This window comes from Tardiphaga sp. P9-11 (assembly GCF_008329525.1).
Classification (GTDB): Bacteria; Pseudomonadota; Alphaproteobacteria; order Rhizobiales; family Xanthobacteraceae; genus Tardiphaga.
Window position 1 is genome coordinate 948,045 of record NZ_NPKQ01000002.1, and the last position, 21,719, is coordinate 969,763.

The window sequence follows — 21,719 nt, forward strand, 5'->3', positions numbered from 1 at the left end:
TTCTTCAGCACTGGTCGCCGAGGCGCCGATCTGTCGCTTCATGGCGGCGACTTTGTCGGCAGCGATGTCATGTCGCCTTGCGTTTGAACTCCGCGAGCTCCGGCGATGGAGCCGGCCCCCAGATATCTCGGGGGAGACCTACCCAGACCTTGGGGCGCTGCGGACGATCCCGGTGCCATGGGCGTGGTTCGAAATAGCCGAGATCTTCATCGATCATCTGATCGAGATCGAAGAACAATTCGATGAGATGGCCATCGGGGTCGCGGTGATAGATCGCGACATTGTGGCCCGGGCCATGACGCACCGGTCCCCACAGGATCTGCATCTTCTTGCGCCCGAGCAGGTCGCAGGCGCGATGCATGTGCGAGGCATCACGGAGCTCGAAGGCCGCGTGATGCAATCGCCGACCCGGGCCCCGCGCGAAATTGACGGAGTGATGATCGAAACCACACCGCATGAAGACGAAGGCGTCCTCGATCCAGTCCGACACCCGGAAATTCAGCACGTCACCATAAAATTTCGACGCCTTCAGCGGATATTGCGTGTAGAGCGCGATATGACCGAGGCGGTCGGCTGCAATGCCGCCGACAGGCTGCTCCGCGACAGCGAATGTCGGCCCCGCAAGCAGTTCGATCTCCATTTCCTCGAAGTCGCGGAACAGCACCGAACGGGACACGCCAGGAAGCGGATCGGACTGGATCTCGGCCGCAATTCCAGCGCGCGACAGTGTTGCCACCAGGTCGGCGAAATCCAGATCGGGCGCCACTTCGAAGGTCAATCGCCGACAGGCCACCTGATCGCCACGCTGCAGGACGACGGCGAGTTCGTCCGAGTCGGTGGCCAGCCATGCGCGACTGGCGTCACGCGTCACCACGCCTAGCCCGACCACCGTTTGATAGTAGTCGATCTGCCTGTCGATATCAGGCGTAACAAACGTCACATGCCTGATGCGTTTTACCTTGATCATGTGGTCCTCCGTATCTCGTTCCAGACCGATAGCCGTCCGCCTACGGGGTCATGATGATCTTGCCGAGCGCTCCTCCGGACTCCAGCAGCGTATGCGCCTGCCGGACCTCGGATAATTTTAGCCGCGCGGAGATAGCGGGCTTGATCTCCCCACGGCCGAGCAGCGAGATCAATTGCCCCATGATGGCGCGGCGCGCATCGCGGTCATGATCGTAGATATGAAAGGAGAAGCAGCGTACAGCCGGACAGACGTCGAGATACTTGCGCATCTCTCCCATCAGATTCTCTTCCGGAAGCCCCGCAAAGGCATTGTAGGAAACCAGCGTTCCCCATTTGCCGAGTACGCCGAGATAGGACACGAATTCGGGGCCGCAAACATGGTCGAGCACGAGGCCGACGCCGCTCCCCGCGGTCAATTCGCGCGTCCGCGCGACGACGTCCTCGTCACGATAGAAGATCACGTGGTCGGCGCCATTGGATTTGGCGAACCGGGCTTTTTCGGGGGTGCTGACCGTACCGATCACCGTCATGCCTGCCAGCTTCGCCAATTGCACGATCGACGTGCCGACGCCTCCAGCAGCACCAATCACAAGCACACTGCCTGTGGGATTACGCCCACCGCATTCATGCAGCAGCGCCCAGGCGACTTGATAGTTCGCAAGGCACACGGCGTCCTGCAAATCGACGGCATCAGGCAACAGATGAATGGCATCGGCCGGCGCCACCACATATTCGGCGTAACAGCCGCCGCGCTGTGACAGATCGCGGGCGCTCAGCAAAACCTTCTGCCCGACCGAGATGCCGACAACACCGTGACCGATCGCAGAGATGCGCCCGGCGACATCATTTCCCGGATTGGCCGGCAGCGGCGGCATCCACTTGTAAACGCCGCGCCGGATCAAGGCGTCCGGCTGGCCGACGCCAAAAGCCTCAGCCTTGATCTGCACCTCTTTCGGGCCCGGAGCCGGAATGGCGACGTCGACATAATCGAGCGCGTCGGGACCACCCGGACGATGAACCAGCACAGCCTTCATGAATCCACCCTGCAGAAGATATTTTCGAAAATATGTCCTATTACGAAAATTATTGCAATAGCGGTCCTGCGCCGGCATTCTGCAACCAGCCGGCGCCATCAGTCGGCAGAATCCGAGGTCCATTCCATGACTGCTTCGGCCGTCAAATCGCGCAAAGAATTCGGCAAGACCCTCGCGGTCGATATCACGCACAGGCTGCGTCAGGATATCGTGGCCTGCCGCCTCAAGCCTGGCGAACCGCTGAAATTCGATGCCTTGAAGCTCGCTTTCGGCGCAAGCTTCACGACCTTGCGCGAGGCGCTGACGTCGCTGACGGCAGACGGCCTGGTCATTGCCGAGGAGCAACGTGGCTTTCGCGTGGCGCCCGTTACGAGCGACGACCTGATCGACATCACCCAGACCCGGATCCTGATCGAGATCGAATTGCTCAGCCGCTCCATCACAGATGGCGGAGATGACTGGGAAATAGCGGTTATGTCGACCCTGCACAGGCTGGGACGCATCGAGGAAAGGCTTCCCGGTAATCACGTCGAGAATCCGGAATGGCAGATCGCTCACCGCCAGTTTCACGAGGCGCTAGTGTCGTGCGGGCGCTCCCCGACGTTGCTCGGCATTCGGGCTTCGCTGTTCGAGCGCGCCGAACGCTATCGAAACCTGTCCGCCATGTTTCGCCCGCAACCACGCGACAAGGTCGGCGAGCATCGCGCCATCATGCAGGCCGCGATTGCCCGCGATACGGCACTGGCCACATCCCTGATCGACCGGCACATCCGCAGCACCTCCGACAATGTCGTGAAATACGCGTCTCATCTGCTGACGGAATCCTGAGACGGGATCGCCGGCCAGCGGCGAAGAAACAGACGGCGTGCCCACCAACCCACGTGGAAAGCCACCACAGGGCCCGCCAGCCCTATTGCCAGACGTTATTTTCGAAAATATAATCCACTTACGAAATTTTGATATCCGAGATTAAACAGAAAGGCCTCATCATGAAGCTCTTGTCTTTCAGCCATCAGCAGCGCGAGAGCTGGGGAGCCGTCGTCAACGACGCGATCATCGATCTCGGCAAGGCGCTCCCGCACTATCCGACGCTCGCCGGTTTCATCGCCAGCCCCGACTTCGCCAAGCGCGACCAGATCGTTGACGGACACAAGCCGGACCTGAAGCTCTCGGACATCGACTACCTGCCGGTGATCCCCCGCCCCGAAAAGATCGTCTGCGCGGTGCGCAACTATCTCGACCATCACAAGGAGGCGGTCGCCCACGGCATGGACCGTCAGATCACCGAATTCCCGCCGATCTTTCTGCGGGTCTGGCGCTCACAGGTTGGCCACAACCAGCCGGTGATCCGGCCGAAAGTCTCCACGCACCTGGACTGGGAAGGTGAACTCGCCGTCGTGATCGGTAAAGGCGGCCGCCATATTCCCGAAAGCGAGGCGATGAACCACATCGCCGGCTATTCGATCTACAACGATGTCAGCGTCCGCGATTATCAGCGACATGCGCAGCAGATCGCGGCCGGCAAGAATTTCGTCGGCACCGGCCCATTCGGGCCCTGGCTGGTGACGACCGATGAAGTCAGCGATCCCACCAAGCTCAAGCTCGAAACCCGCGTGAATGGTGACATCGTCCAATCCTCGGACACATCCTTTTTGATCTTCTCGATTCCCCGGCTGATCAACTATGCGTCGGAAATCTTCGACCTCGTCCCGGGTGACGTCATTGCAACGGGAACGCCTGCCGGCGTCGGCTTTACGCGCAAGCCTCCAATCTTCCTGAAGGCCGGCGACGTCGTCGAAGTCGAGATCGAGAAACTCGGCATCCTCAGCAATCCCGTCATCGACGAGTAGTCAGTGGACGGCTTCCTCACAACGCTCGCACAATAGGGACTGGGCCAGCCATGACATCCTATGACATTCGCAAGACCCAGATTTCCGTCGAGACGATCTGGCACGAACGCGGGCCGCGCCTGGCACAACCGCTTCGCGTCGGCACGGTACTGGCGATTATCCGCAATCCTTTTGCTGGTCGCTACGAGCCGGACCTGATGGCATTCCAGGCCGAACTACGCGAACTTGGACGCATACTTGCGGCTGAACTCGTTCAGGCGCTTGGCGGCAAGGACAAGATCGAAGCCTACGGTAAGGGCATGATCGTCGGTGAAGATGGCGAGCTCGAACATGCGGCGGTGTGGCACGAAGCCGGCGGCTGGGCGATGCGCGAGGTTCTCGGCCAGCCCAAGGCCATCGTGCCGGCTGCGAAGACCGTTGGCGGCATCGGCACACGGCTGATGGTCCCGCTCGGCCATATCGAAGCGGCCTATGTCCGCAGTCATTTCAGCACTGCTGAAATGACTGTCTGGGATGGCCCGCGCCGCGACGAGATCGCCTTCGGCCTGGTGATGGCCACCGGCGGAAGACCGCATGCACGTATTGGCGGGCTGGCCGCGTCCGATATCTCGGTGCATGACGGACAGCGATAGCGACCTCAAACAACGCCTGCACACGACGCCGGCGCTTCGCAAAGAGTTTCGCTAGTTCGGCTTTTCCATCGCCCTGGCGACGGTGATCTTCAGCATCTCGACGAACAGTTTCTCTGCATCGGTGCCATCAGGCAAACGGCGCAGGATGTCGGTGAGCCGGCCATCAAGGGTCAGCATGGTGAAACCATGCACCAGCGACCACGTCCGCGCAATCTGTGCAGCCTGCTCGATAGTCAGCGCATCGGTGGCGACATTGCCCGGATGGTTCGCACCGACCACACTGGCAAGACCGGCGAAGGATGCATTGGCTGCCTCGCGCAGATTCGGCCGGCTCATGTCGAGCCGCTCGGTGCGGAACATCAATTGATACATGCCGGGCTGCGCACGCGCATAAGCGAGATACGCCTTGGCACGGGCGAGCGCGCTTTCGAGTGGCGTCGCGCCGCTCGCACCAGCCGCAGTCATCGTGGCGTTGAAGTTGCGAAAGCCGATCGCGGCGAGTTCGCTGACGAGACCAGTGAGATCACCGAAGTGATGCGTCGGAGCCGCATGCGAGACGCCGGCTTCGCGGGCGACGGCGCGGAGCGTCAGGCCAGATAGTCCATCGCGCTCCAGCACGATTTCCGCGGCTTTCAGCAGCGCACCATGCAAGTCCCCGTGATGATAGGGAGATTCGGCGCCAGCGGATTTTTTGGCCGCGGCCTTGGCTTGCGAATTTCCTGCGACCTTCTTGCGGCGGTCTTGCGGCACGGCGCGCGGTTTTGCGGTCTTGGTCTGCTTCGTCATGGTCATGTTATAGGTCGCCATTTTTACACTGTAAAGATTTTGCTTGACCGACCGGCCGCGCGCATCTAGCAATCTAGACAACGTAAAGATAACAGCATGGGAGACGACGATGGCGCTGCTGGACCCGATCGAGGCTGCTCATGACAATCTGGCGCCGATCCCAATGGAGTGCGACGCGCCGTTCCTGACAGTCGTCGGCGAATTGCCTCGCGAGCTCAACGGCACGCTCTATCGCAACGGCCCCAATCCGCAATTTGAGACGAAAGGCTCGCACTGGTTTGTCGGCGACGGCATGCTGCATGCCTTTCATATCGAGAATGGCCGCGCGAGCTATCGCAATCGCTGGATTCGCACGCCGAAATTCCTGGCCGAACACGATGCCGGCCGCGCGCTCTATCGCGGCTTCGGGCAGAAGCTGCCGGATGCCCCCGCTTCACTCGGAAATGACTCTGGCGCGGCCAATACCAACATCGTCTTTCATGCCGGCCGCCTGCTCGCGCTCGAGGAAGGCCATGCACCGACCGAGATCGAGCCGCGCACGCTGAAGACGCTCGGCTATCAGAACTATAACGGGCGCATCGGCGGGCCGTTCACCGCGCATCCGAAGATCGATCCTGTCACCGGTGAAATGACCTTCTTCGGCTATAATGCCCGGGGAATCTTCAGTCCGACGATCTCATTCGGCGCGATCGATTCATCGGGTATCGTGACGCGTTTCGAACGTTTCGATGCGCCCTATGCCAGCATGGTGCATGACTTCATTGTCACGGAGAACCACCTGCTGTTTCCGATCCTGCCCATTACCGGCAGCATTGATCGCGCGCGATCAGGCCGCCCGCCCTACGCTTGGGAGCCGGACAAGGGTTCTTACGTCGGCGTGATGAAGCGCGGCGGCAGTGCGGATGATATCAAGTGGTTTCACGCCGAGGCTTGCTACGTCTTCCATGTGATGAATGCATGGGAAGATGGCGAACGCATCATCGCCGACGTCATGCAGTCCGAGGAAGCGCCGCTGTTCACGCATCCCGACGGCTCCCCGACCGATCCTGCGAAGTCCAATGCACGACTTTGTCGCTGGACCTTCGATCTGTCAGCCAATACTGATCGCTTCACGCGCACTTATCTCGACGACGTCACCGGCGAATTCCCGCGCATCGACGAGCGCCACTCCGGCCTCGTCAGCACGCAAGGCTGGTACGCCTGCGATAATCCGGCACCGGGCGCCAGCAAGGCCTTCTCCGGAATCACCCATGTGGGGCGCGACGGCATCAGGCTCGGCCAATATATGCTGCCGCTCGGCGACAGTATCTCCGAACCCGTCTTCGTCGCGCGCGGCAAGGATGCGGCCGAAGGCGATGGCTGGCTATTCGCCGTGGTCTGGCGCGCCCGGCAGAACCGCAGCGATCTGGCGGTGTTCAATGCCACCAATGTCGCTGCGGGGCCTATTGCTCTCGTCCAGCTCAGTCACCGGGTACCGGCAGGATTTCACGGCAACTGGGTCGATGCCTCGTAAAGCTCTGTTTCAAATAAGCTAAAAATCAGACCCTCACACAATTTTGACAGTGTAAAGATTTTTGTTGACGAGCTCGTTGGCAATGCCTAGAAGATATCTTGACATCGTAAAGATGGAGCGACCGGAAGACAGTATGGCGCCTTTTCTCATGATCAACGCGGCTGCCACCGCCTCCTGAAGCACAACGATAAAAGTCTCATTCGACAACAAGCTCGCGGAACCACGCCATGATCAACGTCCTCGCCAAGCTGGCCATAGGCTTCCTTTCCACCATTGCCTTCTTCACGACCTTTGCGGTCGCAGGAGACGTGCTGATCGCGACTGCCGTCGCCATCGCTGGCGCTGCGACACAGTTCGTTCTCGCACGAACCGCACATCGCAGACCGGACATGATGACCCGGACAGCAAGCTGGGGCAGCCTGGCTCTCGTGCTGGTTGTGACCGGGACCACGCTCGTCGGCATCGAACCATCCGGTGCGGCCGCCTCGGCTTCTCACGACGTTTTAACGCCGGTCAGCAATGACTGCCCGCTCTCACAACAAGACATTTGATCGCAGAATGATGCGCAACGACGCAACGGCTTCATAAGCCGGCCCGCAACGCACCTTTAAAACGTCAAGACAGCCCGAACTGGAAACGCCATGGCGTCCTTTCTCATCATTGCTCCGTTCGGTGCTTTCGCCATGCTGATGATGGTGACGTCGATCGCGATCAGCCTGTTCGCCGCAGCGGCACTGTCGCTCGGTATCGTCGCCTGGGACGTCATCCGCGGTGGCTCGCTGAAGATGCTGGCGGCAGGCTCTGTGCTGATCTTCAGTGCGCTGGGCTGCTACATCACACTGGTCGATGGCAACTGGAGCCCGATCGCTGTGCGCCTCGCCGTCGATGGCGGCGTGCTTGCCATCGCGCTGCTGTCGCTGACGTTCCGTTTTCCCTTCACGCTGCAATATGCCCGTGAGCACGTGGATGTAGAGACATCGAAGCTGCCGGGCTTCATGAAGGCGAACTACATCATCACCTGGGCCTGGACCGGCGCCTTCGTGCTGATGCTGATCGCGGACATGCTGACGATCTACATGCCGTCGCTGCCGCTGTGGATCGGTTTCGCGGTGGCCTTTGCTGCGCGCAATTCGGCCGTTGCCTTCACGAAATGGTACCCACAATATCGTCGCGCGAAATATGGTACAGCGAAACCGGCTGAACCGCTGAAGTTCTGATTCACTTCGCCTGCAAATTTTTGCCTGAACATCTCGACTGCCCAGGGAGCACTGTGATGAAGGACGTATTCGCCAAACTCGGCCAGGATTTCTTCTCCACCATCGTCTTTCTGGTGCTCTATATCGTCACCGGCGACATCGTGCTGGCAACCTGCGTAGCGATTGCGGGCGCCGTGGCCCAATTCATCTATGCGCGCATCAAGGGCCAGAAGCTCGATGTGATGACCTATGCCAGCCTCGCGCTGGTGGTCGTGCTCGGCGGCGCGACGCTCCTCACCAAGGATCCGCGCTTCGTGCTGGCCAAGCCCAGCATCGGGCATTTTGCCATCGGCGCCATCATGCTGCGCAAGGGCTGGATGCTGCGTTACATGCCACCCATCGTCAGCGACACAGTTCCTGAATATGTGACTGCCGCTGGCTATGCCTGGGCTGCGCTGATGTTTGTGCTCGGCGCAGGCGTCATTGCAGTGGCCATGACAGGCGATATGAAGCTGTGGGCGTTCTATGTGTCGGTCGTGGCCATCGGCGCCAAGATACTGGCTTTCGCGATCCAGTATGTCGTGTTCCGCGTGATCGTCACGCGCAAGCTTCGCGCTGCGGCCGCTGCATTGCAGACCTGACGCCTAGTCATCGACGCGTAGCTGTGAACTTCGCAGATGCGCCACACCGACATCCAGCGTCAGCCGTGGCGACGTGACCGGCGCATGGGTCGTGTCGCCCTCATACTCGGCCGTGATCCAGCGCGCCCCGTCCGCCAGCTCCGAGGTGGTGAATGACGCCCTACCGGCGCGGTCGAGCCCGACATGGGCCGCGAGAACCTGCTCACCATCGCGAAACGTTACCGCGCCTTTCGGCACGCCATCCCTGCTGGCAATCGCGGCGGTCAGCGTCACGACCGCTCCGGGCACGCTGGGATTATCCGAGGACGACACCGCCACGGCTGGCGTGCCCCGTATGATCTCGACCACCACTGCCGACTGGCTCGGCTGCACGACGACAGGCAGATAATTCGACGTGCCCATATAATTCGCGCGGAAGCGATGTGGACCGGGCGGCAGTCGCTCCACGACCAGCGATGGATGGGACACGTCGACCCAGCCGAGCACGGTGAGCGTAGTCTCATCGACAAAGCGGACGATCCCGCCGGGAACGCCGCCACCGCGCTCGCTCGTCACGGAGGCCGTGAGCGTCGTGCGGCCGATCGCATCGATCGATGACGCCAGCGTGGTCCGGGTCAATTCGGAGTGGACGATGGATTGGGCGCGGGCCGCAGCCGGACTTGCAAGCGCACATGCAGTGACGACGACCAGATGAAAATTGTTCACCTATTACGCTCCGGTTAGCAGCCCCTGGGATGAGGCGCGCGGCCGGCGAAAAGGTTCAACACAAAAGCAGGACGCGAAGAGGCCGCGTGCCGATGCGAATAATTTGTCAGAGATACTGGTAAAACATGATCCCGTTGACTGCGCTGGCCGCGGCCAACAACGTCACCACCGTCACATTCAGCTTCAGGGCATCCAGCATGGTGCGGCCTCGAATTCGTCTGCGGTCTGATCGCTATTGGAACAGTGCCGCCTGAGTCGTCACCGCTTTTCTTTTTCGTCTACATCCTTGCGGGTCACCGGAGAATCGAGTCTCGCGCAAAGGCCAGAATTCGGCTGATCTGCTGCAGGCCTGAGTCGCGTTTTGTCGAACCAAATCGCTGATGCCGCGACACAAAACCATGACCCGAATCGCCATCCTGATCGCCGGCCTCATCACCACCGGCACCGTATTTGCGCAATCGCTGACGCCGCCGCCAGAGACACCGGAATGGTTTGCGAGCGCCCGTGGCTTCGTGCCGCCGGACCGCATGGCCGGCCAGGCGTTTCATGTCGACATGTCCGATCCGCAGGCTCCGGTCGGATATATTGCGGTCTATCCAGCTGGCGCCAACGATCCAAAGACAGCGGCAAGCGCATTCGATGCCGGTGAGATGCTGGTCGCAAAACTCGCGCGCAGCGACGGCAAGCTGACTACACTGTCCGCCGAGCTGCGCCCGCGCGATCCTGCGCTTGGCAGCACCGGCCCGCGTGTCCTCAGCGCTGCCCGCAGCGATGCGGAATACGCAGCGCTTGACACAGAGCTACTGGCGACGCGCGCCAGGCTGCCGGACGGCACGATGCCCTGCGATGTCCGCGCATGGTCGAACGACCGCGATCCGAACGGCCTGAATGTACGCGCCGGGCCGTCGGCGACGACGAAGGTGCTCGGCACTCTGCCTCCGCCCTACAAGTTCAGGAGCAAGAGCGAGAATGCTCCCGATGGAGGCTGGCTGACGGAATTTTCCATCATCGGCTTCAAGGATGGCTGGTTCCTGATCGAAGGCGCAACGCCGCCCGGGAAGGAATACGAAGAAGCGAGCGTCTATCCGCGCAATCATCCAAAACCCTATGGCGGCCGCGGCTGGGTCTCAGCCAGCAAGGTCGGCGCGCAGTATGCCAATGGCGACACGCGGATGGGCGGACTGTTCCAGGCGCCGCATGTGGACGCGCAGTGGACGCCGGCCAAAGGCGAAGGTGGCAGCGAGATCAGCGCCGACGGTGGCCCCAAGCGCGTTCTCGCCTGCAGCGGCTTCTGGGCACTGGTGGATAGCCACGACGGCGTGCGCGGCTGGTGGCGACGGCTGTGCTCGAGCCAGGTGACGAATTGCAGCTGAGCTAAAACCAGATTTGCTGTGGCACGCCCAGCGCATCGCGCGGTGCATTGCCTTCCGGCAAACAGCCCGCGCAATCGCGCGCGGCCAGCGCCACGGCGCAGGCATCGAGTACATCATCCCGCTTTGCGCCGGTCCGTGCGCGCCTGACAGTGAGCCAGTCGTCGAGATCGCTGAAGCCATTCGCCAGCAACACATGACGGCGCAACGCTAGCCCCTCCTCCGTATGTTTAGACTGCAGCGGCGCGTTGCCGTTCAGGCGGAGAAAGACGAGTTCGGGATGGGCTTCGCGGATATCGAGATCGCGCTGTTCCCGCACGAAGCCATCGACCTCCATGATCTTCCGTCCGAGATGCCAGAGCTGGCGCGAGACTTTCTTCTGTCCGCGATTGTCCGCTTCCGCATTGGCAAGATCGGGATCGCTGAACTCCTGCCACAGCCAGCGCCGGCCGCCGGAGAAGACACGCGATCCATGCGGACTGAGCTTTTTGCGTGCCAGCTGGTCGCAGCTGCGCGCACCGTCATCACCAAGGCCGATAGGAATATCGATCGCCGCGCGGGTAAAGCGCTGCGTCGCAAGCCAGGAGATATCGCTGATGAAATCAATGGAGCGCCGGTCGCCGTCGAGTGTGACGGCGACCCAGCCTTTGCTGAAACCATCGAGCCCGATGGCGATCATCGGGCGCGCTTGATCCTAGCCGAGATTCAGTTCCTTGAAGAAGTCGTTGCCCTTGTCATCGATGATGATGAAGGCCGGAAAGTCGACGACGTCGATGCGCCAGATCGCTTCCATGCCGAGTTCGGGATATTCCACGACCTCGACCTTCTTGATGCAGTGTTCGGCGAGATTTGCCGCCGAACCGCCGATCGAGCCGAGATAGAAGCCGCCATGCTTCTTGCAGGCTTCGCGCACCGCGACCGCGCGGTTGCCCTTGGCGACCATCACCATGGAGCCGCCGGCCGCCTGGAACTGATCGACGAAGGAATCCATGCGGCCCGCCGTGGTCGGACCGAACGCACCGGAGGCATAACCTTCCGGAGTCTTGGCAGGACCAGCGTAATAGACCGGGTGGTTCTTGAAGTAATCCGGTAGCGGCTCGCCCTTCTCCAGGCGATCGCGCAACTTGGCATGGGCCGAGTCGCGCGCGACGATCATGGTGCCCGTCAGCGACAGGCGCGTCTTGGTCGGATAGTTCGACAGCGTCGCCAGAATGTCCTTCATCGGCTGGTTGAGATCGATCTTGACGACCTCGCCGCCGAGCGCCTGCTCCACCTGCGGCAGATATTGCGCCGGATTATGCTCGAGCTCTTCGAGATAGACGCCGTCCCTGGTGATCTTGCCGAGCACCTGACGATCCGCCGAGCACGACACACCGAGACCGATCGGCAGCGACGCGCCATGGCGCGGCAGCCGGATGACGCGAACGTCGTGGCAGAAATACTTGCCGCCGAACTGCGCACCAACGCCGGACGACTGCGTCATCTTGAGGATTTCCTGCTCCATCTCCAGATCGCGGAAGGCGTTGCCGTCCGGCGACCCCTGCGTGGGCAGCGCGTCCAGGTAGCGCGCCGAAGCGAGCTTCACAGTCTTCATGCACAGTTCGGCCGAGGTGCCGCCGATGACGATGGCGAGGTGATACGGAGGGCACGCAGCAGTGCCCAGCGTCATGATCTTCTCTTTGAGGAAGGCGAGCAGACGATCCTTGGTCAGCACCGACGGCGTCGCCTGGAACAGGAAGCTCTTGTTGGCGGAGCCGCCGCCCTTCGCCATGAACATGAACTTGTAGGCGTCGTCGCCCTCGGCATAGATCTCGCACTGCGCCGGCATGTTGTTGGCAGTGTTCTTCTCTTCATACATCGTCAGCGGCGCGACCTGCGAATAGCGCAGGTTGCGGCGCAGATAGGCGTCGCGCGCGCCTTCGCTGAGTGCCGCCTCGTCGTCGCCGTCGGTGATGACGTTGCAGCCCTTCTTGCCCATGATGATCGCGGTGCCGGTGTCCTGGCACATCGGCAGCACGCCGCCCGCAGCGATGTTGGCATTCTTGAGGAAGTCGAAGGCGACGAACTTGTCGTTCGGCGAGGCCTCGCTGTCATCCAGGATATTGCGCAGCTGCTGCAGATGGCCCGGGCGCAGATAGTGGTTGATGTCGCCGAACGCGGCCTCGCTGAGCGCCTTCAGCGCGTCACGGGAGACCACCAGCATGTCCCTGCCCAGCACCTTCTCGACCCGCACGCCCTCGGTGGTCACCTTCTTGTAAGGCGTGGTATCCGCGCCCAGTGGGAACAGCGGAGTGTGCTTATAAGGCGGGACCGGCTTGGGCGAAGGGACGGCGACGGGAGCATTCATGGGCGGGCCTCAAAAAGGGAGGGAATTTGAGGCCCTTGTAGGCGGTTTCCGGACTGTTTTGAAGGGTTCAAAACAGGGGGGACGGATGCGCCCGGATTGCACAACGGGGACCTTCACGCCCTTGCGGCAGCTTGGCAATCTCGACCGGCTTCCGGCATGATCCGGGCAAGCAGGTCGCCAGCACCAGAAAGACCTCCAGGAAACGCCATGAGACCGTTCCGCCTCTTTGTGCTCGTTTGCGCTTTCGTGTTGCTCGCCGCTCCCGGCGGTCGCCCAGCGGCCGCTGAGGGCTATCCCGCGCGGCCGGTGAAGATTCTGGTCCCCTTCGCGCCCGGCGGAGGGACTGACCTGATCTCCCGCGCGCTGGCGGACATCATCGCCACCGACTGGAAAGCCGCCGTGGTGATCGAGAATCGGCCGGGCGGCGGCACAACCATTGCCAGTATGGCGGCGCTGGGCGCCGCACCGGACGGCTACACGATGCTGGCCGCATCCAACAGTTTCCTGGTCTCGCCGATGATCATGCCGACCGCGCCGTATCAATGGGACCGCGACTTCACCGGTGTCTCGCTGTTCGCCGTCAGCCCGCATATCCTTGTGGTCAATCCATCGGTGCCAGCGCGCACGCTGCCGGAATTCATCGCCTGGACCAGGACCCAGAACGGCAAGGCCAGCTTCGCGTCATTCGGCAGCGGATCGTCGAACCATCTCGGCTTCGAAGTGCTCAAGCGCAAGCTCGGCATCGAGATCACTCATGTGCCCTACAAAGGCAGCGCACCGGCGATGAACGACCTCGTCGCGGGTCATGTCAACGCCACGCTCGGCGATCTGCAAAACGTCTCCGAACAGCTCAAGGGCGGCACGCTGCGGGCCATTGCGGTGGCCAATGAAACACGGCTGCCGTCGATGCCGGATGTCCCGACGCTGAACGAACTCGGCATCACCGGCTTCACCTCAAAGTCATGGTTCGGCGCATCGGCACGCAAGGACACACCACCGGACATCGTCAAGAAATGGAGCGATGCCTTCACCAGTGCCTTGAAGATGCCGGTGGTGCAGCAGCGGCTCGGCGGTTTGGGACTGGAGCTGGTCGGCTCGACACCAGCGCAGATGCAGGTGTTTCTGGCGGAGGAAGACGCAAAAGCAGCGGCTGCAGTAAAGCTATCCGGCGCGAAGATAGAGTAGCGGGAGAGCATCCATCCGGCGCGCGTCGCGCAGGACACGGCATCAAGCGCGATACGATTCTAAAGTGCGCCCGCATACGCGATGTGGTCGAACGCGAACCTCTTGCACAACATCGCGGCACGCGCTTTGATGAGCCGAGGGGACGTCATGACATCATCATCCAAAATTCTGCCGCTTGCGCTGCTCGCCACGATCGCCGTCGCCGCTTCTCCTGCGCGCGCCGATCGCTGCGATGATCTCGCGCGTCAGCTCAAAAGCCAGATCGACGGGCTCAGCGTCGGGCGCACGGCAGCCAACGTGATTTACCTATCCCATCCGGCGGCCAAACAATTGCGGCTTGGCTGCGCCAGCCGCAATTTCAGCAACGAGCTCTATGCGGCGTCCGCGACCCGCAAGCCGGCGCCGGCCTTCGTTAATCTCGTCGCGAGTGCGGCAGCCGTTATCTTCACGATCCCCAAGCCGGACACGGTGAAGGGCAGCACGCGATGCCTCGGCCGCATGGGGATTTTCCGCGGCGATGACGTAAAGCTCCGCTATCGCCGGCTCGACCTGCGCTGCACCCGCAACAAGACCTCGGCGAACATCACGATCTCCCGCGGCAAGGACGAATGAGTATTTCGTTTCAATTGTAGTGAAATCCTAGACGGGGCGTTTACCACCGCATCCGATCCACCCCAATTGCCGCAAATTGCAGCGCCTGGTTTACCAAGTCCTTGTTGGCGCATGCGCCATGGTTCGACTGCAAGTATTGGAAACAGGGAATTTGAAATGAGCGTTTCAAGCGTCAGCAGCGCGCCGCCGGTCACACGGTTGACACCAGTCGAGGCGAAGCCGCCGGAGCCAAAGAAGAACGACGACAACGATAGCCGCACCGCGCCGCCCCCGCCACGCGCAGCGCTGCCGCCAGGCCAGGGCACCCGGATCGATCAGCTCGCCTGAGCCGACATCGTGGGACAGATCAGCCGCCGAACGGACTGACGCTCTACGTGCCACACCGCTGCCGCGAATCTGATATCGGATGCTCGGCCTAGAGGTCCTGCATGATCGTTCGTCTCGTGATACGGACGCTGGTCTGGTTCGGCATGATCGGCGTGGTTTTGTTCGCTGTCGCCGGGACCTGGCAATGGCCGGCGGTGTGGTCGTTTCTGCTCTTCATGATCCTGCTCGGCCTTGGCGGCGGCCTGTGGCTGATCCTGAGCGATCCTGCGCTGTTCGAAGAACGCATGCGCCCCATGGTACAGCAGGGGCAGCCCGCAGCGGACCGCGTCTTCATAGTGGCGTTCTTTACTGTGGCACTTGTCTGGCTGATCGTCGCAGGACTGGATCAGCGCTTCGGCCTTTCGCAAATGACAATTGGCGTCCAGGTTGCGGGCACGGCACTCGCACTCACGGGAATGGCCATCTCGTTCTGGGTACTGCACGAAAACAGTTTCGCCGCACCGGTCATCAAGCTTCAACGCGACCGCGGCCAGCACGTCATCGATACCGGTCCGTATCATCTCGTGCGTCATCCCATGTATAGCGGCGCCATCCTGTTTTTCCTCGGCACATCCCTCTGGCTTGGCTCGTGGTGGAGTGCCGCACTGACGCTGATCATGGCCGTGCTGTTCGCATGGCGCACGACGGCCGAAGAGCGTACCTTACGGGACGGTCTCCCCGGTTACACCGACTATACGACGCGCGTCCGCTATCGTCTGTGTCCGGGGCTCTGGTAACCCCGCCACGCGAGCTGCGCTATTTATCCAGTGCCTTGTAGTGCCGGAAGATGCCGTCCTTATTGAAGGCAATGCGGCGGTCGCTGTCGAGATAGGCCTTGATGTTCGGGCGAACCGCCACGCGGTTATGCAAATCGATTAGGCCCGGAATCTCCCGCTCGAATTTTTTCATGCGTTTCGGAAATGCGTAGCGCAGTCCTTCAACGATCTGGAACAGTGACAGATCGACATAGGTCGCCTTGCGGCCGGTGACATAGGCGCCATCGCTGGCTTTTAATATCCGCTCGAAATAGCCGAGATATTTCGGCACGCGCTCTTTCAGGAATTCAGCGCTGCGCTTTCTGGCCGGGCCTTTCTGATCCTCGTAATAAAGCGATACGCCGATCGGGTGATGGGTGTCGTGCACCTCCGCAACGAAATCGGTGATCGTGAGCTGCAGCTCGTGCAATTGCAGCCGCGCCGCGTCCGACTTCGGCGCCAAGCCATGACGTGGACCGAGATAGAACAGGATGTTGGCAGTCTGGCCGATCACCATGGTGCCCGCCTTGAGAAATGGCGGCGCAAATGGCGGAATTCCTTTCTTGCTGTCCAGCATCCTGGTCATTGCGGCCATGCCGCCCTTTCCGCGTGCCATGTCACGGTAATCCGCGCCGGCATCTTCCAACGCGAGACGCACGAACTCGCCACGGCCCTGGATCGTCGGCCAGTAATACAGCTCATATCGCATGCGGAACCTCGCCAAATGTCGCGTCAGGGGTGCCAGGGTAACTGCTCACCGCAGAATTCGTTCGCCGTGCTGGTCCGGCAAGAACACCGCACCGCCGTCCAGCCATCGCCGCAAAACGCGCTATGGCCGGGAAAGGCCCGGCCATAGCGGAGTCTATCGCTGCTCGTCTACCGCAACAGAACTCAATTCGACGCGAAGCAGTACAGCAGCCCGTCGCCGCCGGTGCTCTTCAGGTCGTTCTGCGAGCAGCCGCCATCGGGGCCGCGCGACGGATGCGAGGTGTTCCATGACTTGGACGGCGGTTCTTCGTTCAGCCCCGTACGATCGATATGACCGACCATGGCGGCCCCCTGGGTACTGCTCGTCCAGTTCTTGCAGGTGCGGTCCTCGCCGGTGGCAAAGGCTGTGCCATCGGCCTGCGAGCCAGTCAGCACGTCATGGCGATTAGGTGTATCGCCACGGCCGTTGATAACCTCGCCCTTCTCGCTCAGTGACGTCTGCTTGGAGAGGTTGTTGCTGGCGCCATGCAGGTCGGCGACATCCTTGGCGACGACGACGCCTTTCGCATTCTTCCACGATCCGTTGCCGATGCGATCCTTCGCGTTGATCGCGGGTTTGCCATCGGCGGCCTGAGTCGAGAGATAAGCGCGCCATGTCTTCGCGCCCGCGCCTGCAGCCTGCGCCAGCGTCTGGCAATGATTGTCAGCGCCGGCAAGGCCACCGAGATTGCCGCCATTGCCGATGCCATTGCTCGTGACGAAGAAGCTGGTATCCGCGCCTTGCGCAAACGATGGCGACGCTGCTGCAAGCGAGATAGCGACAGCACCTGCGCATAGGCCGAGACGAGTCATGGTTGAGAGAATAGTGGGCATCGTTTCCTCCAGTTTCGTTTTTTAGCCACGCAACGCCAGTCGCGATGGAACGCAACTGACCAACACATCATCCGGCGGATTATTCCCGCACTCATTTGAGATCATCGCTGTGCGATGCACGCGCATGAGGCCAACAAAAAAGCGCCGCGGAATGACCCGCGGCGCCTTCGGATTTAGATGACGCAAGGCTTACGCCTGCTGGATCGCCGACAGCTCCCAATCGGCGCCGCGCGGACGCACGAATGTCCAGATCTCGGTCGCTTCGATCGGCGTTTCGCTACCAGCCACCAGACGATTGGTGCCGCGCTCCAGCGTCTTGTCGACCAGCGAGAAGCGCATCGCGACGCTCGCATAGTCAGTGTCGCCTTCGCGCCAGGCTTCCGCGAGGTCGCCCTGCAGCAGCTTCACATCCGACACCTTGTTGATGTCGTTGCGCGCCTTGTTCTCAGCGAGATCCTTGGCGAAGTACGACACCATTTCCGGCGTCGACAGCTTGCCTAGCTTCTCCACATCTTCGTTCGACCAGGCGGCCTGCACGTCGCTGAGCAGCTTCTCGAAAGCTTCATAGTCCTGCGGCGCGATCTCGATCGGCTTATCGTTGTTCGAGCTGCCGCCGAAACCAAAGCCTCCGAGACCACTGCGCTGGGTCGGCTGTGCGCCATAACCCTGCTGCGCCTGGTTCATGTGCGCCTGATTCTGATCGGGACCATTGGCCGGACCCGTATAGGCCGAGCTGGCCGGACCGGCGTAGGCCGACGCCGTCTGGTGGCGACGCTGCCACCAGGACATTGCGAGGCGGACGACGATGATGATCAGACCGACCTGCAGCAGCAGACCGATGATCGACGAGATGCCGCCGAGGCCGCTGAACAGGCCACCGCCGAACAACATGCCGAGCAGGCCTGCGCCGAGGAAGCCGGCTGCGAGGCCGCCGAGCATGCCCATGCCCGGACGGTTGAAGAAGCCACCCTTGCTGGCTGCGCCCGTGGTTGCGCTGTTCATGCCGGGCGAACCCGGCTGCTGCATGGTGCGGTTGAACGGCTGAGCTGCGTTAGGCGCCGTCGACGTGCTCGGCGGGGCCGAGAACGTGCGGTTGCCGCGCGAGCCCGAGCTGCTGCCACCGCCAACACGGGCATCGGCAGAGGAGATCGCAATTGTGAGCGGCATCGCCAGCGATAGGACAACGGCCATCGTCTTGACGACGCCGCGCATGCTGAACGTGAAAGTCATGGTCATTCCCTCAATCCCCGGCAGGGGGAAAACACCCCTAACATGGCTACCCCAGCCTAAAATGGAAGCACCGTTGCATGGTAAACGCTGCGGCCCTCGGTCGCGGCTCGCCATTGAACCTTTGGCGCAAGAGTCATCTTGCTTTCAAACACTTATGCTGCATTGCGGGGTGAATGCGCGTTTGAGAGCACGGCCGTTTTGGGAAGGTGGCGCCCTCAGTTCGGCGCCATGGTTTCCTTGACCTTGGCGATCAGCGCGCTCAAGGCGAACGGCTTGGCCAGGAAGGCGAATTGCTGGTTTTCCGGCAGGCTCTTTTCGAAGGCTTCCTCGGCATAGCCTGATACGAAGATGATGCGAATATCCGCATTGCGGGCGCGCATCTCCTTCAGCAGCGTCGGTCCATCCATCTCCGGCATCACCACGTCGGAGACCACGAGATCGATGGCGCCGTTCTGCTCGTCGAACAGCTCCATCGCTTCGACGCCGTTGCCGGCTTCGACCACCGTGTAACCGCGCGAGCGCAGACCGCGGGCGTTCAGCGCGCGCAGGCCCTCTTCGTCCTCGACCAGCAGGATGGTGCCCTGCCCGGTCAGGTCCGCGCGCGGCTTGGCGTCGGCAGCGGCTTCCTTGGCGGCGACGGCGGCCGCAATCGCCGGGTCAGGAGCGACTTCCTTTTCCTGATGATGGCGCGGCAGGAAGATGCGGAACGTGGTGCCTTTGCCCGGCTCGGAGTCGACATAAACGAAACCGCCGGTCTGCTTGACGATGCCATAGACCGTGGAGAGGCCGAGGCCGGTGCCCTTGCCGACATCCTTGGTGGAGAAGAACGGTTCGAAGATCTTCTCGACGATATCGGCGGGAATGCCGGTGCCGGTATCGCTGACATCGATGCGCACATAGTCCGATGGCGGCATGCCCTTGTAGGACAGTCGCCCGGCTTCCTCGGCCGAGACATTGACGGTGCGCACGGTCAGCGCGCCGCCATCCGGCATCGCATCGCGCGCATTGACCGCGAGATTCACGATCACCTGTTCGAATTGCGAGATGTCGACCTTCACCGGCCACAGATCGCGGCCGTGCACGACTTCGAGTTTGACCTTCTCGCCGATCAGGCGCTTCAGCAGCAGATCGATATCGGACAGCGCATCGCCAAGATTGAGCACCGTCGGGCGCAGCGTCTGGCGGCGCGAGAATGCGAGCAACTGGCGCACCAGCGTCGCCGCGCGCGTCGCGTTCTGCTTGATCTGCATGATGTCCTGGAACGACGGATCGGTCGGCTTGTGCGCGTTCAGCAGGAAGTCGTTGGCCATCATGATGGCGGAAAGCACGTTGTTAAAGTCATGGGCGATGCCGCCGGCCAGCTGGCCGATGGTGTCCATCTTCTGTGCTTGGTTGACCTGGTTCTCGAGTGTGCGGCGCTCGGTGGTCTCCAGCATGTAGACGATGGCGGCTTCGGTCTCGCGCTCGTTCTCTTCGACAGCGGTGACGAAGAACTGTCCCCAGCGCTCCTTGGCGCCTTCCAGCAGCGCTTCCACCGGCGGGATATCGCCCTGCCCTTGAGCGGCATGGCCAATGGCCGAGACCAGTTGATTGCGGTCGCGGTCGCTGACGGCAGCGAGGATCGACTTGTTGACGGCGCCGGACGTATTCAGGCTCTGCGCCAGCTTGGCGAAGCGGGCATTGCCGCGCACCACCGTGCCGTCGCGGTCCACCGTCGCGATCGCCATCGGCGTGTGGTCGAAGAAGCGCATGAAGCGCACTTCGGCGGCGCGCTGCGGATCGGAGCGCTCATCGCGGGCGCGGCTGATGACGAGGGTGCGCGATGCACCCGGCACGCCATCGGCGCCGAAAGCGAGCTTGTGATAGAGCCGCACAGGCATGGTCTTGCCGTTGCGCATGCGCAGATCGATGTCGAAGACTTCGGTTTTGACTTCGCCGGGCACCGGCACGATGGACGTCAGCAACGACGCGCCGTCCCCGGAGACGATGTCAATCAGCTTCAGGCCGCCGGAGCCGATCTCGGCGAGGTCATGATCGAGCCAGTTCGCCAACGTGGCGTTGACGTAGACGAGTTCGCCTTTTGGATTGACCGAGAAGAAACCGCACGGCGCGTGATCGAGATATTCGATGGCGTGCTGTAATTCCTGAAACACGTCTTCCTGACGCTGCCGGTCCCGCGAAATATCGGCGACTGACCACACCGTGGATTTGGCTTCGCGCTTGCCTTCACCCAGTGGACGCACGCGCATGCGCAGCCAACGCCCATGCGTGCCGTCCGGCGCAGCGACGCGGACTTCCTCCTGCTGGCGCTTGCCCTCTCGGGCAGCCTTAAGCAGCCGAAACACGGCTTCGGAGACATCGGGATTACCGATGAAGACGCGCTCGACCGGCCGCGCATCTTGCGCCGAAGCGGCGCCAGTCAAAGTGAGATAGGCCGCGTTGGCATAGACCACATGGCCCCGCGCATCGGTGACGGCGATACCGTCAAAGGCGTGATCGGCCACAGCACGCACGAGCGGATCGTCGGAGGTGCGATCGGCAAAGCGAATGATACCGGCGGCAAAGGCGAACAGCACGAACAGGCCGACCATCGCGAGCAACGCCAGCAGACCCAAAATATAAGGCTGCGCCTGGGCGCGGCCGAGTGTCATGAATGCCACGGCACAGGCGATGATCGCAGCGGCGATCAGCAGCACCAGCACGATGCTGCCGCTGCGCCGGGCCGGCTCGTGCAGCACCGGATTCTGCGCCGTCATCGATTGGCGATCGTGGTCGGTCTCGGCGGTCATCGGACGGTTCGTCGCCTGTTGGCAGTTGCGGCAGCGCGGGTTTGCGCGCCTCCTGAGTGCATCAATCGGCTGGCCTTACGCAAGCGCCGCATCGGCCTAATCGCTTCCAATCCGCCGATTCGCAACACGTTCCCGACCCTTTGCACGGCGCTCGGCCGGGC

At 61.8% G+C, this 21,719-nt stretch carries 22 protein-coding genes; 12 read left to right on the top strand and 10 right to left on the bottom strand.

Features of this window, described 5'->3' with window-relative positions; translation table 11 throughout:
* Nucleotides 1–67 precede the first annotated feature (67 nt).
* Together CIW50_RS10850 and CIW50_RS10855 are read right to left on the bottom strand one after the other, a co-directional pair.
* Nucleotides 68–967, bottom strand: a complete 900-nt coding sequence (locus CIW50_RS10850; protein ID WP_149531220.1) for a VOC family protein — start codon at nucleotides 965–967, stop codon at nucleotides 68–70.
* A 40-nt stretch (nucleotides 968–1,007) separates the two neighbouring features.
* On the bottom strand, nucleotides 1,008–2,000 hold the full coding sequence (locus CIW50_RS10855) for a zinc-dependent alcohol dehydrogenase family protein (RefSeq protein WP_149531221.1): 993 nt from the start codon (nucleotides 1,998–2,000) through the stop codon (nucleotides 1,008–1,010).
* A gap of 126 nt (nucleotides 2,001–2,126) precedes the next feature.
* Here CIW50_RS10855 and CIW50_RS10860 point away from each other — a divergent pair, with 126 nt between their 5' ends.
* The 3 genes from CIW50_RS10860 to CIW50_RS10870 all read left to right on the top strand — a co-directional run bounded on the left by CIW50_RS10860 (nucleotide 2,127) and on the right by CIW50_RS10870 (nucleotide 4,482).
* A complete protein-coding gene (locus CIW50_RS10860; protein WP_149531222.1) occupies nucleotides 2,127–2,828 on the top strand; it encodes a GntR family transcriptional regulator in 702 nt (233 codons plus the stop codon).
* A gap of 161 nt (nucleotides 2,829–2,989) precedes the next feature.
* Nucleotides 2,990–3,850 carry a fumarylacetoacetate hydrolase family protein gene (locus CIW50_RS10865; RefSeq protein ID WP_149531223.1) on the top strand — a complete coding sequence of 287 codons (861 nt, stop codon included), beginning with the start codon at nucleotides 2,990–2,992 and terminating at the stop codon, nucleotides 3,848–3,850.
* 50 nt (nucleotides 3,851–3,900) lie between these two features.
* A complete protein-coding gene (locus CIW50_RS10870) occupies nucleotides 3,901–4,482 on the top strand; it encodes an amino acid synthesis family protein (RefSeq protein WP_149531224.1) in 582 nt (193 codons plus the stop codon).
* A gap of 51 nt (nucleotides 4,483–4,533) precedes the next feature.
* On the opposite strand, the gene CIW50_RS10875 is transcribed toward CIW50_RS10870, so the two are convergent.
* Nucleotides 4,534–5,268: a TetR/AcrR family transcriptional regulator gene (locus CIW50_RS10875; protein WP_149531599.1), complete on the bottom strand. Its 735-nt coding sequence runs from the start codon at nucleotides 5,266–5,268 to the stop codon at nucleotides 4,534–4,536.
* A gap of 109 nt (nucleotides 5,269–5,377) precedes the next feature.
* Between CIW50_RS10875 and CIW50_RS10880 the strand changes: the two genes are divergently transcribed.
* From CIW50_RS10880 to CIW50_RS10895, 4 genes are all read left to right on the top strand, one after another.
* Nucleotides 5,378–6,781 (top strand): carotenoid oxygenase family protein, encoded by a 1,404-nt coding sequence (locus tag CIW50_RS10880; protein WP_149531225.1) that lies wholly within the window; start codon nucleotides 5,378–5,380, stop codon nucleotides 6,779–6,781.
* A gap of 227 nt (nucleotides 6,782–7,008) precedes the next feature.
* Nucleotides 7,009–7,332, top strand: coding sequence for a hypothetical protein (locus CIW50_RS10885; RefSeq protein ID WP_149531226.1), 324 nt, complete (start codon nucleotides 7,009–7,011; stop codon nucleotides 7,330–7,332).
* A gap of 90 nt (nucleotides 7,333–7,422) precedes the next feature.
* The gene (locus tag CIW50_RS10890; RefSeq protein ID WP_149531227.1) at nucleotides 7,423–7,998 is read left to right on the top strand and encodes a hypothetical protein; all 576 of its coding nucleotides are present in this window, start codon (nucleotides 7,423–7,425) and stop codon (nucleotides 7,996–7,998) included.
* Nucleotides 7,999–8,054: 56 nt separating this feature from the next.
* Nucleotides 8,055–8,618 (top strand): inner membrane-spanning protein YciB, encoded by a 564-nt coding sequence (locus CIW50_RS10895; protein ID WP_149531228.1) that lies wholly within the window; start codon nucleotides 8,055–8,057, stop codon nucleotides 8,616–8,618.
* A 3-nt stretch (nucleotides 8,619–8,621) separates the two neighbouring features.
* Here the strand turns inward: CIW50_RS10895 and CIW50_RS10900 are convergent, their stop codons facing one another.
* Nucleotides 8,622–9,323 (bottom strand): Ig-like domain-containing protein, encoded by a 702-nt coding sequence (locus CIW50_RS10900; protein ID WP_149531229.1) that lies wholly within the window; start codon nucleotides 9,321–9,323, stop codon nucleotides 8,622–8,624.
* Between the two features lie 398 nt (nucleotides 9,324–9,721).
* On the opposite strand from CIW50_RS10900, the gene CIW50_RS10905 reads away from it, so the two are divergent.
* Entirely contained in the window at nucleotides 9,722–10,696 is a 975-nt protein-coding gene (locus CIW50_RS10905) for an SH3 domain-containing protein (protein WP_149531230.1), read from the top strand.
* A gap of 1 nt (nucleotide 10,697) precedes the next feature.
* On the opposite strand, the gene CIW50_RS10910 is transcribed toward CIW50_RS10905, so the two are convergent.
* Nucleotides 10,698–11,372 (bottom strand): DUF429 domain-containing protein, encoded by a 675-nt coding sequence (locus CIW50_RS10910; RefSeq protein WP_149531231.1) that lies wholly within the window; start codon nucleotides 11,370–11,372, stop codon nucleotides 10,698–10,700.
* 15 nt (nucleotides 11,373–11,387) lie between these two features.
* Nucleotides 11,388–13,040, bottom strand: a complete 1,653-nt coding sequence (locus tag CIW50_RS10915; RefSeq protein WP_149531232.1) for a fumarate hydratase — start codon at nucleotides 13,038–13,040, stop codon at nucleotides 11,388–11,390.
* 207 nt (nucleotides 13,041–13,247) lie between these two features.
* Here CIW50_RS10915 and CIW50_RS10920 point away from each other — a divergent pair, with 207 nt between their 5' ends.
* From CIW50_RS10920 to CIW50_RS10930, 4 genes are all read left to right on the top strand, one after another.
* Complete coding sequence (locus CIW50_RS10920) at nucleotides 13,248–14,225, top strand: Bug family tripartite tricarboxylate transporter substrate binding protein (protein ID WP_172980290.1); 978 nt, start codon at nucleotides 13,248–13,250, stop codon at nucleotides 14,223–14,225.
* Nucleotides 14,226–14,372: 147 nt separating this feature from the next.
* On the top strand, nucleotides 14,373–14,837 hold the full coding sequence (locus CIW50_RS10925; RefSeq protein WP_149531234.1) for a hypothetical protein: 465 nt from the start codon (nucleotides 14,373–14,375) through the stop codon (nucleotides 14,835–14,837).
* A gap of 156 nt (nucleotides 14,838–14,993) precedes the next feature.
* A complete protein-coding gene (locus CIW50_RS29025) occupies nucleotides 14,994–15,164 on the top strand; it encodes a hypothetical protein (protein WP_172980291.1) in 171 nt (56 codons plus the stop codon).
* 101 nt (nucleotides 15,165–15,265) lie between these two features.
* Nucleotides 15,266–15,940 (top strand): methyltransferase family protein, encoded by a 675-nt coding sequence (locus CIW50_RS10930; RefSeq protein WP_149531235.1) that lies wholly within the window; start codon nucleotides 15,266–15,268, stop codon nucleotides 15,938–15,940.
* A gap of 19 nt (nucleotides 15,941–15,959) precedes the next feature.
* On the opposite strand, the gene CIW50_RS10935 is transcribed toward CIW50_RS10930, so the two are convergent.
* The 4 genes from CIW50_RS10935 to cckA all read right to left on the bottom strand — a co-directional run bounded on the left by CIW50_RS10935 (nucleotide 15,960) and on the right by cckA (nucleotide 21,558).
* Complete coding sequence (locus CIW50_RS10935) at nucleotides 15,960–16,667, bottom strand: glutathione S-transferase (protein ID WP_149531236.1); 708 nt, start codon at nucleotides 16,665–16,667, stop codon at nucleotides 15,960–15,962.
* A gap of 182 nt (nucleotides 16,668–16,849) precedes the next feature.
* Nucleotides 16,850–17,518, bottom strand: a complete 669-nt coding sequence (locus tag CIW50_RS10940) for a lectin (protein WP_149531600.1) — start codon at nucleotides 17,516–17,518, stop codon at nucleotides 16,850–16,852.
* A gap of 210 nt (nucleotides 17,519–17,728) precedes the next feature.
* Entirely contained in the window at nucleotides 17,729–18,769 is a 1,041-nt protein-coding gene (locus CIW50_RS10945; RefSeq protein ID WP_149531601.1) for a Tim44 domain-containing protein, read from the bottom strand.
* A gap of 215 nt (nucleotides 18,770–18,984) precedes the next feature.
* On the bottom strand, nucleotides 18,985–21,558 hold the full coding sequence (gene cckA, locus CIW50_RS10950) for a cell cycle histidine kinase CckA (protein WP_149531237.1): 2,574 nt from the start codon (nucleotides 21,556–21,558) through the stop codon (nucleotides 18,985–18,987).
* Nucleotides 21,559–21,719: the final 161 nt, after the last annotated feature.

What these genes read in the sequence shown, in the direction of transcription:
- CIW50_RS29025 (WP_172980291.1), top strand. Translation starts at nt 14,994, where the DNA reads ATGAGCGTTTCAAGCGTCAGCAGCGCGCCGCCGGTCACACGGTTGACA.
- CIW50_RS10930 (WP_149531235.1), top strand. Translation starts at nt 15,266, where the DNA reads ATGATCGTTCGTCTCGTGATACGGACGCTGGTCTGGTTCGGCATGATC.
- CIW50_RS10920 (WP_172980290.1), top strand. Translation starts at nt 13,248, where the DNA reads ATGAGACCGTTCCGCCTCTTTGTGCTCGTTTGCGCTTTCGTGTTGCTC.
- CIW50_RS10945 (WP_149531601.1), bottom strand. Translation starts at nt 18,769, where the DNA reads ATGACTTTCACGTTCAGCATGCGCGGCGTCGTCAAGACGATGGCCGTT.
- CIW50_RS10855 (WP_149531221.1), bottom strand. Translation starts at nt 2,000, where the DNA reads ATGAAGGCTGTGCTGGTTCATCGTCCGGGTGGTCCCGACGCGCTCGAT.
- CIW50_RS10865 (WP_149531223.1), top strand. Translation starts at nt 2,990, where the DNA reads ATGAAGCTCTTGTCTTTCAGCCATCAGCAGCGCGAGAGCTGGGGAGCC.
- CIW50_RS10940 (WP_149531600.1), bottom strand. Translation starts at nt 17,518, where the DNA reads ATGACTCGTCTCGGCCTATGCGCAGGTGCTGTCGCTATCTCGCTTGCA.
- CIW50_RS10910 (WP_149531231.1), bottom strand. Translation starts at nt 11,372, where the DNA reads ATGATCGCCATCGGGCTCGATGGTTTCAGCAAAGGCTGGGTCGCCGTC.
- CIW50_RS10885 (WP_149531226.1), top strand. Translation starts at nt 7,009, where the DNA reads ATGATCAACGTCCTCGCCAAGCTGGCCATAGGCTTCCTTTCCACCATT.
- CIW50_RS10895 (WP_149531228.1), top strand. Translation starts at nt 8,055, where the DNA reads ATGAAGGACGTATTCGCCAAACTCGGCCAGGATTTCTTCTCCACCATC.
- CIW50_RS10915 (WP_149531232.1), bottom strand. Translation starts at nt 13,040, where the DNA reads ATGAATGCTCCCGTCGCCGTCCCTTCGCCCAAGCCGGTCCCGCCTTAT.
- CIW50_RS10875 (WP_149531599.1), bottom strand. Translation starts at nt 5,268, where the DNA reads ATGACGAAGCAGACCAAGACCGCAAAACCGCGCGCCGTGCCGCAAGAC.
- CIW50_RS10925 (WP_149531234.1), top strand. Translation starts at nt 14,373, where the DNA reads ATGACATCATCATCCAAAATTCTGCCGCTTGCGCTGCTCGCCACGATC.
- CIW50_RS10905 (WP_149531230.1), top strand. Translation starts at nt 9,722, where the DNA reads ATGACCCGAATCGCCATCCTGATCGCCGGCCTCATCACCACCGGCACC.
- CIW50_RS10890 (WP_149531227.1), top strand. Translation starts at nt 7,423, where the DNA reads ATGGCGTCCTTTCTCATCATTGCTCCGTTCGGTGCTTTCGCCATGCTG.
- CIW50_RS10860 (WP_149531222.1), top strand. Translation starts at nt 2,127, where the DNA reads ATGACTGCTTCGGCCGTCAAATCGCGCAAAGAATTCGGCAAGACCCTC.
- CIW50_RS10935 (WP_149531236.1), bottom strand. Translation starts at nt 16,667, where the DNA reads ATGCGATATGAGCTGTATTACTGGCCGACGATCCAGGGCCGTGGCGAG.
- CIW50_RS10850 (WP_149531220.1), bottom strand. Translation starts at nt 967, where the DNA reads ATGATCAAGGTAAAACGCATCAGGCATGTGACGTTTGTTACGCCTGAT.
- CIW50_RS10870 (WP_149531224.1), top strand. Translation starts at nt 3,901, where the DNA reads ATGACATCCTATGACATTCGCAAGACCCAGATTTCCGTCGAGACGATC.
- cckA (WP_149531237.1), bottom strand. Translation starts at nt 21,558, where the DNA reads ATGACCGCCGAGACCGACCACGATCGCCAATCGATGACGGCGCAGAAT.
- CIW50_RS10880 (WP_149531225.1), top strand. Translation starts at nt 5,378, where the DNA reads ATGGCGCTGCTGGACCCGATCGAGGCTGCTCATGACAATCTGGCGCCG.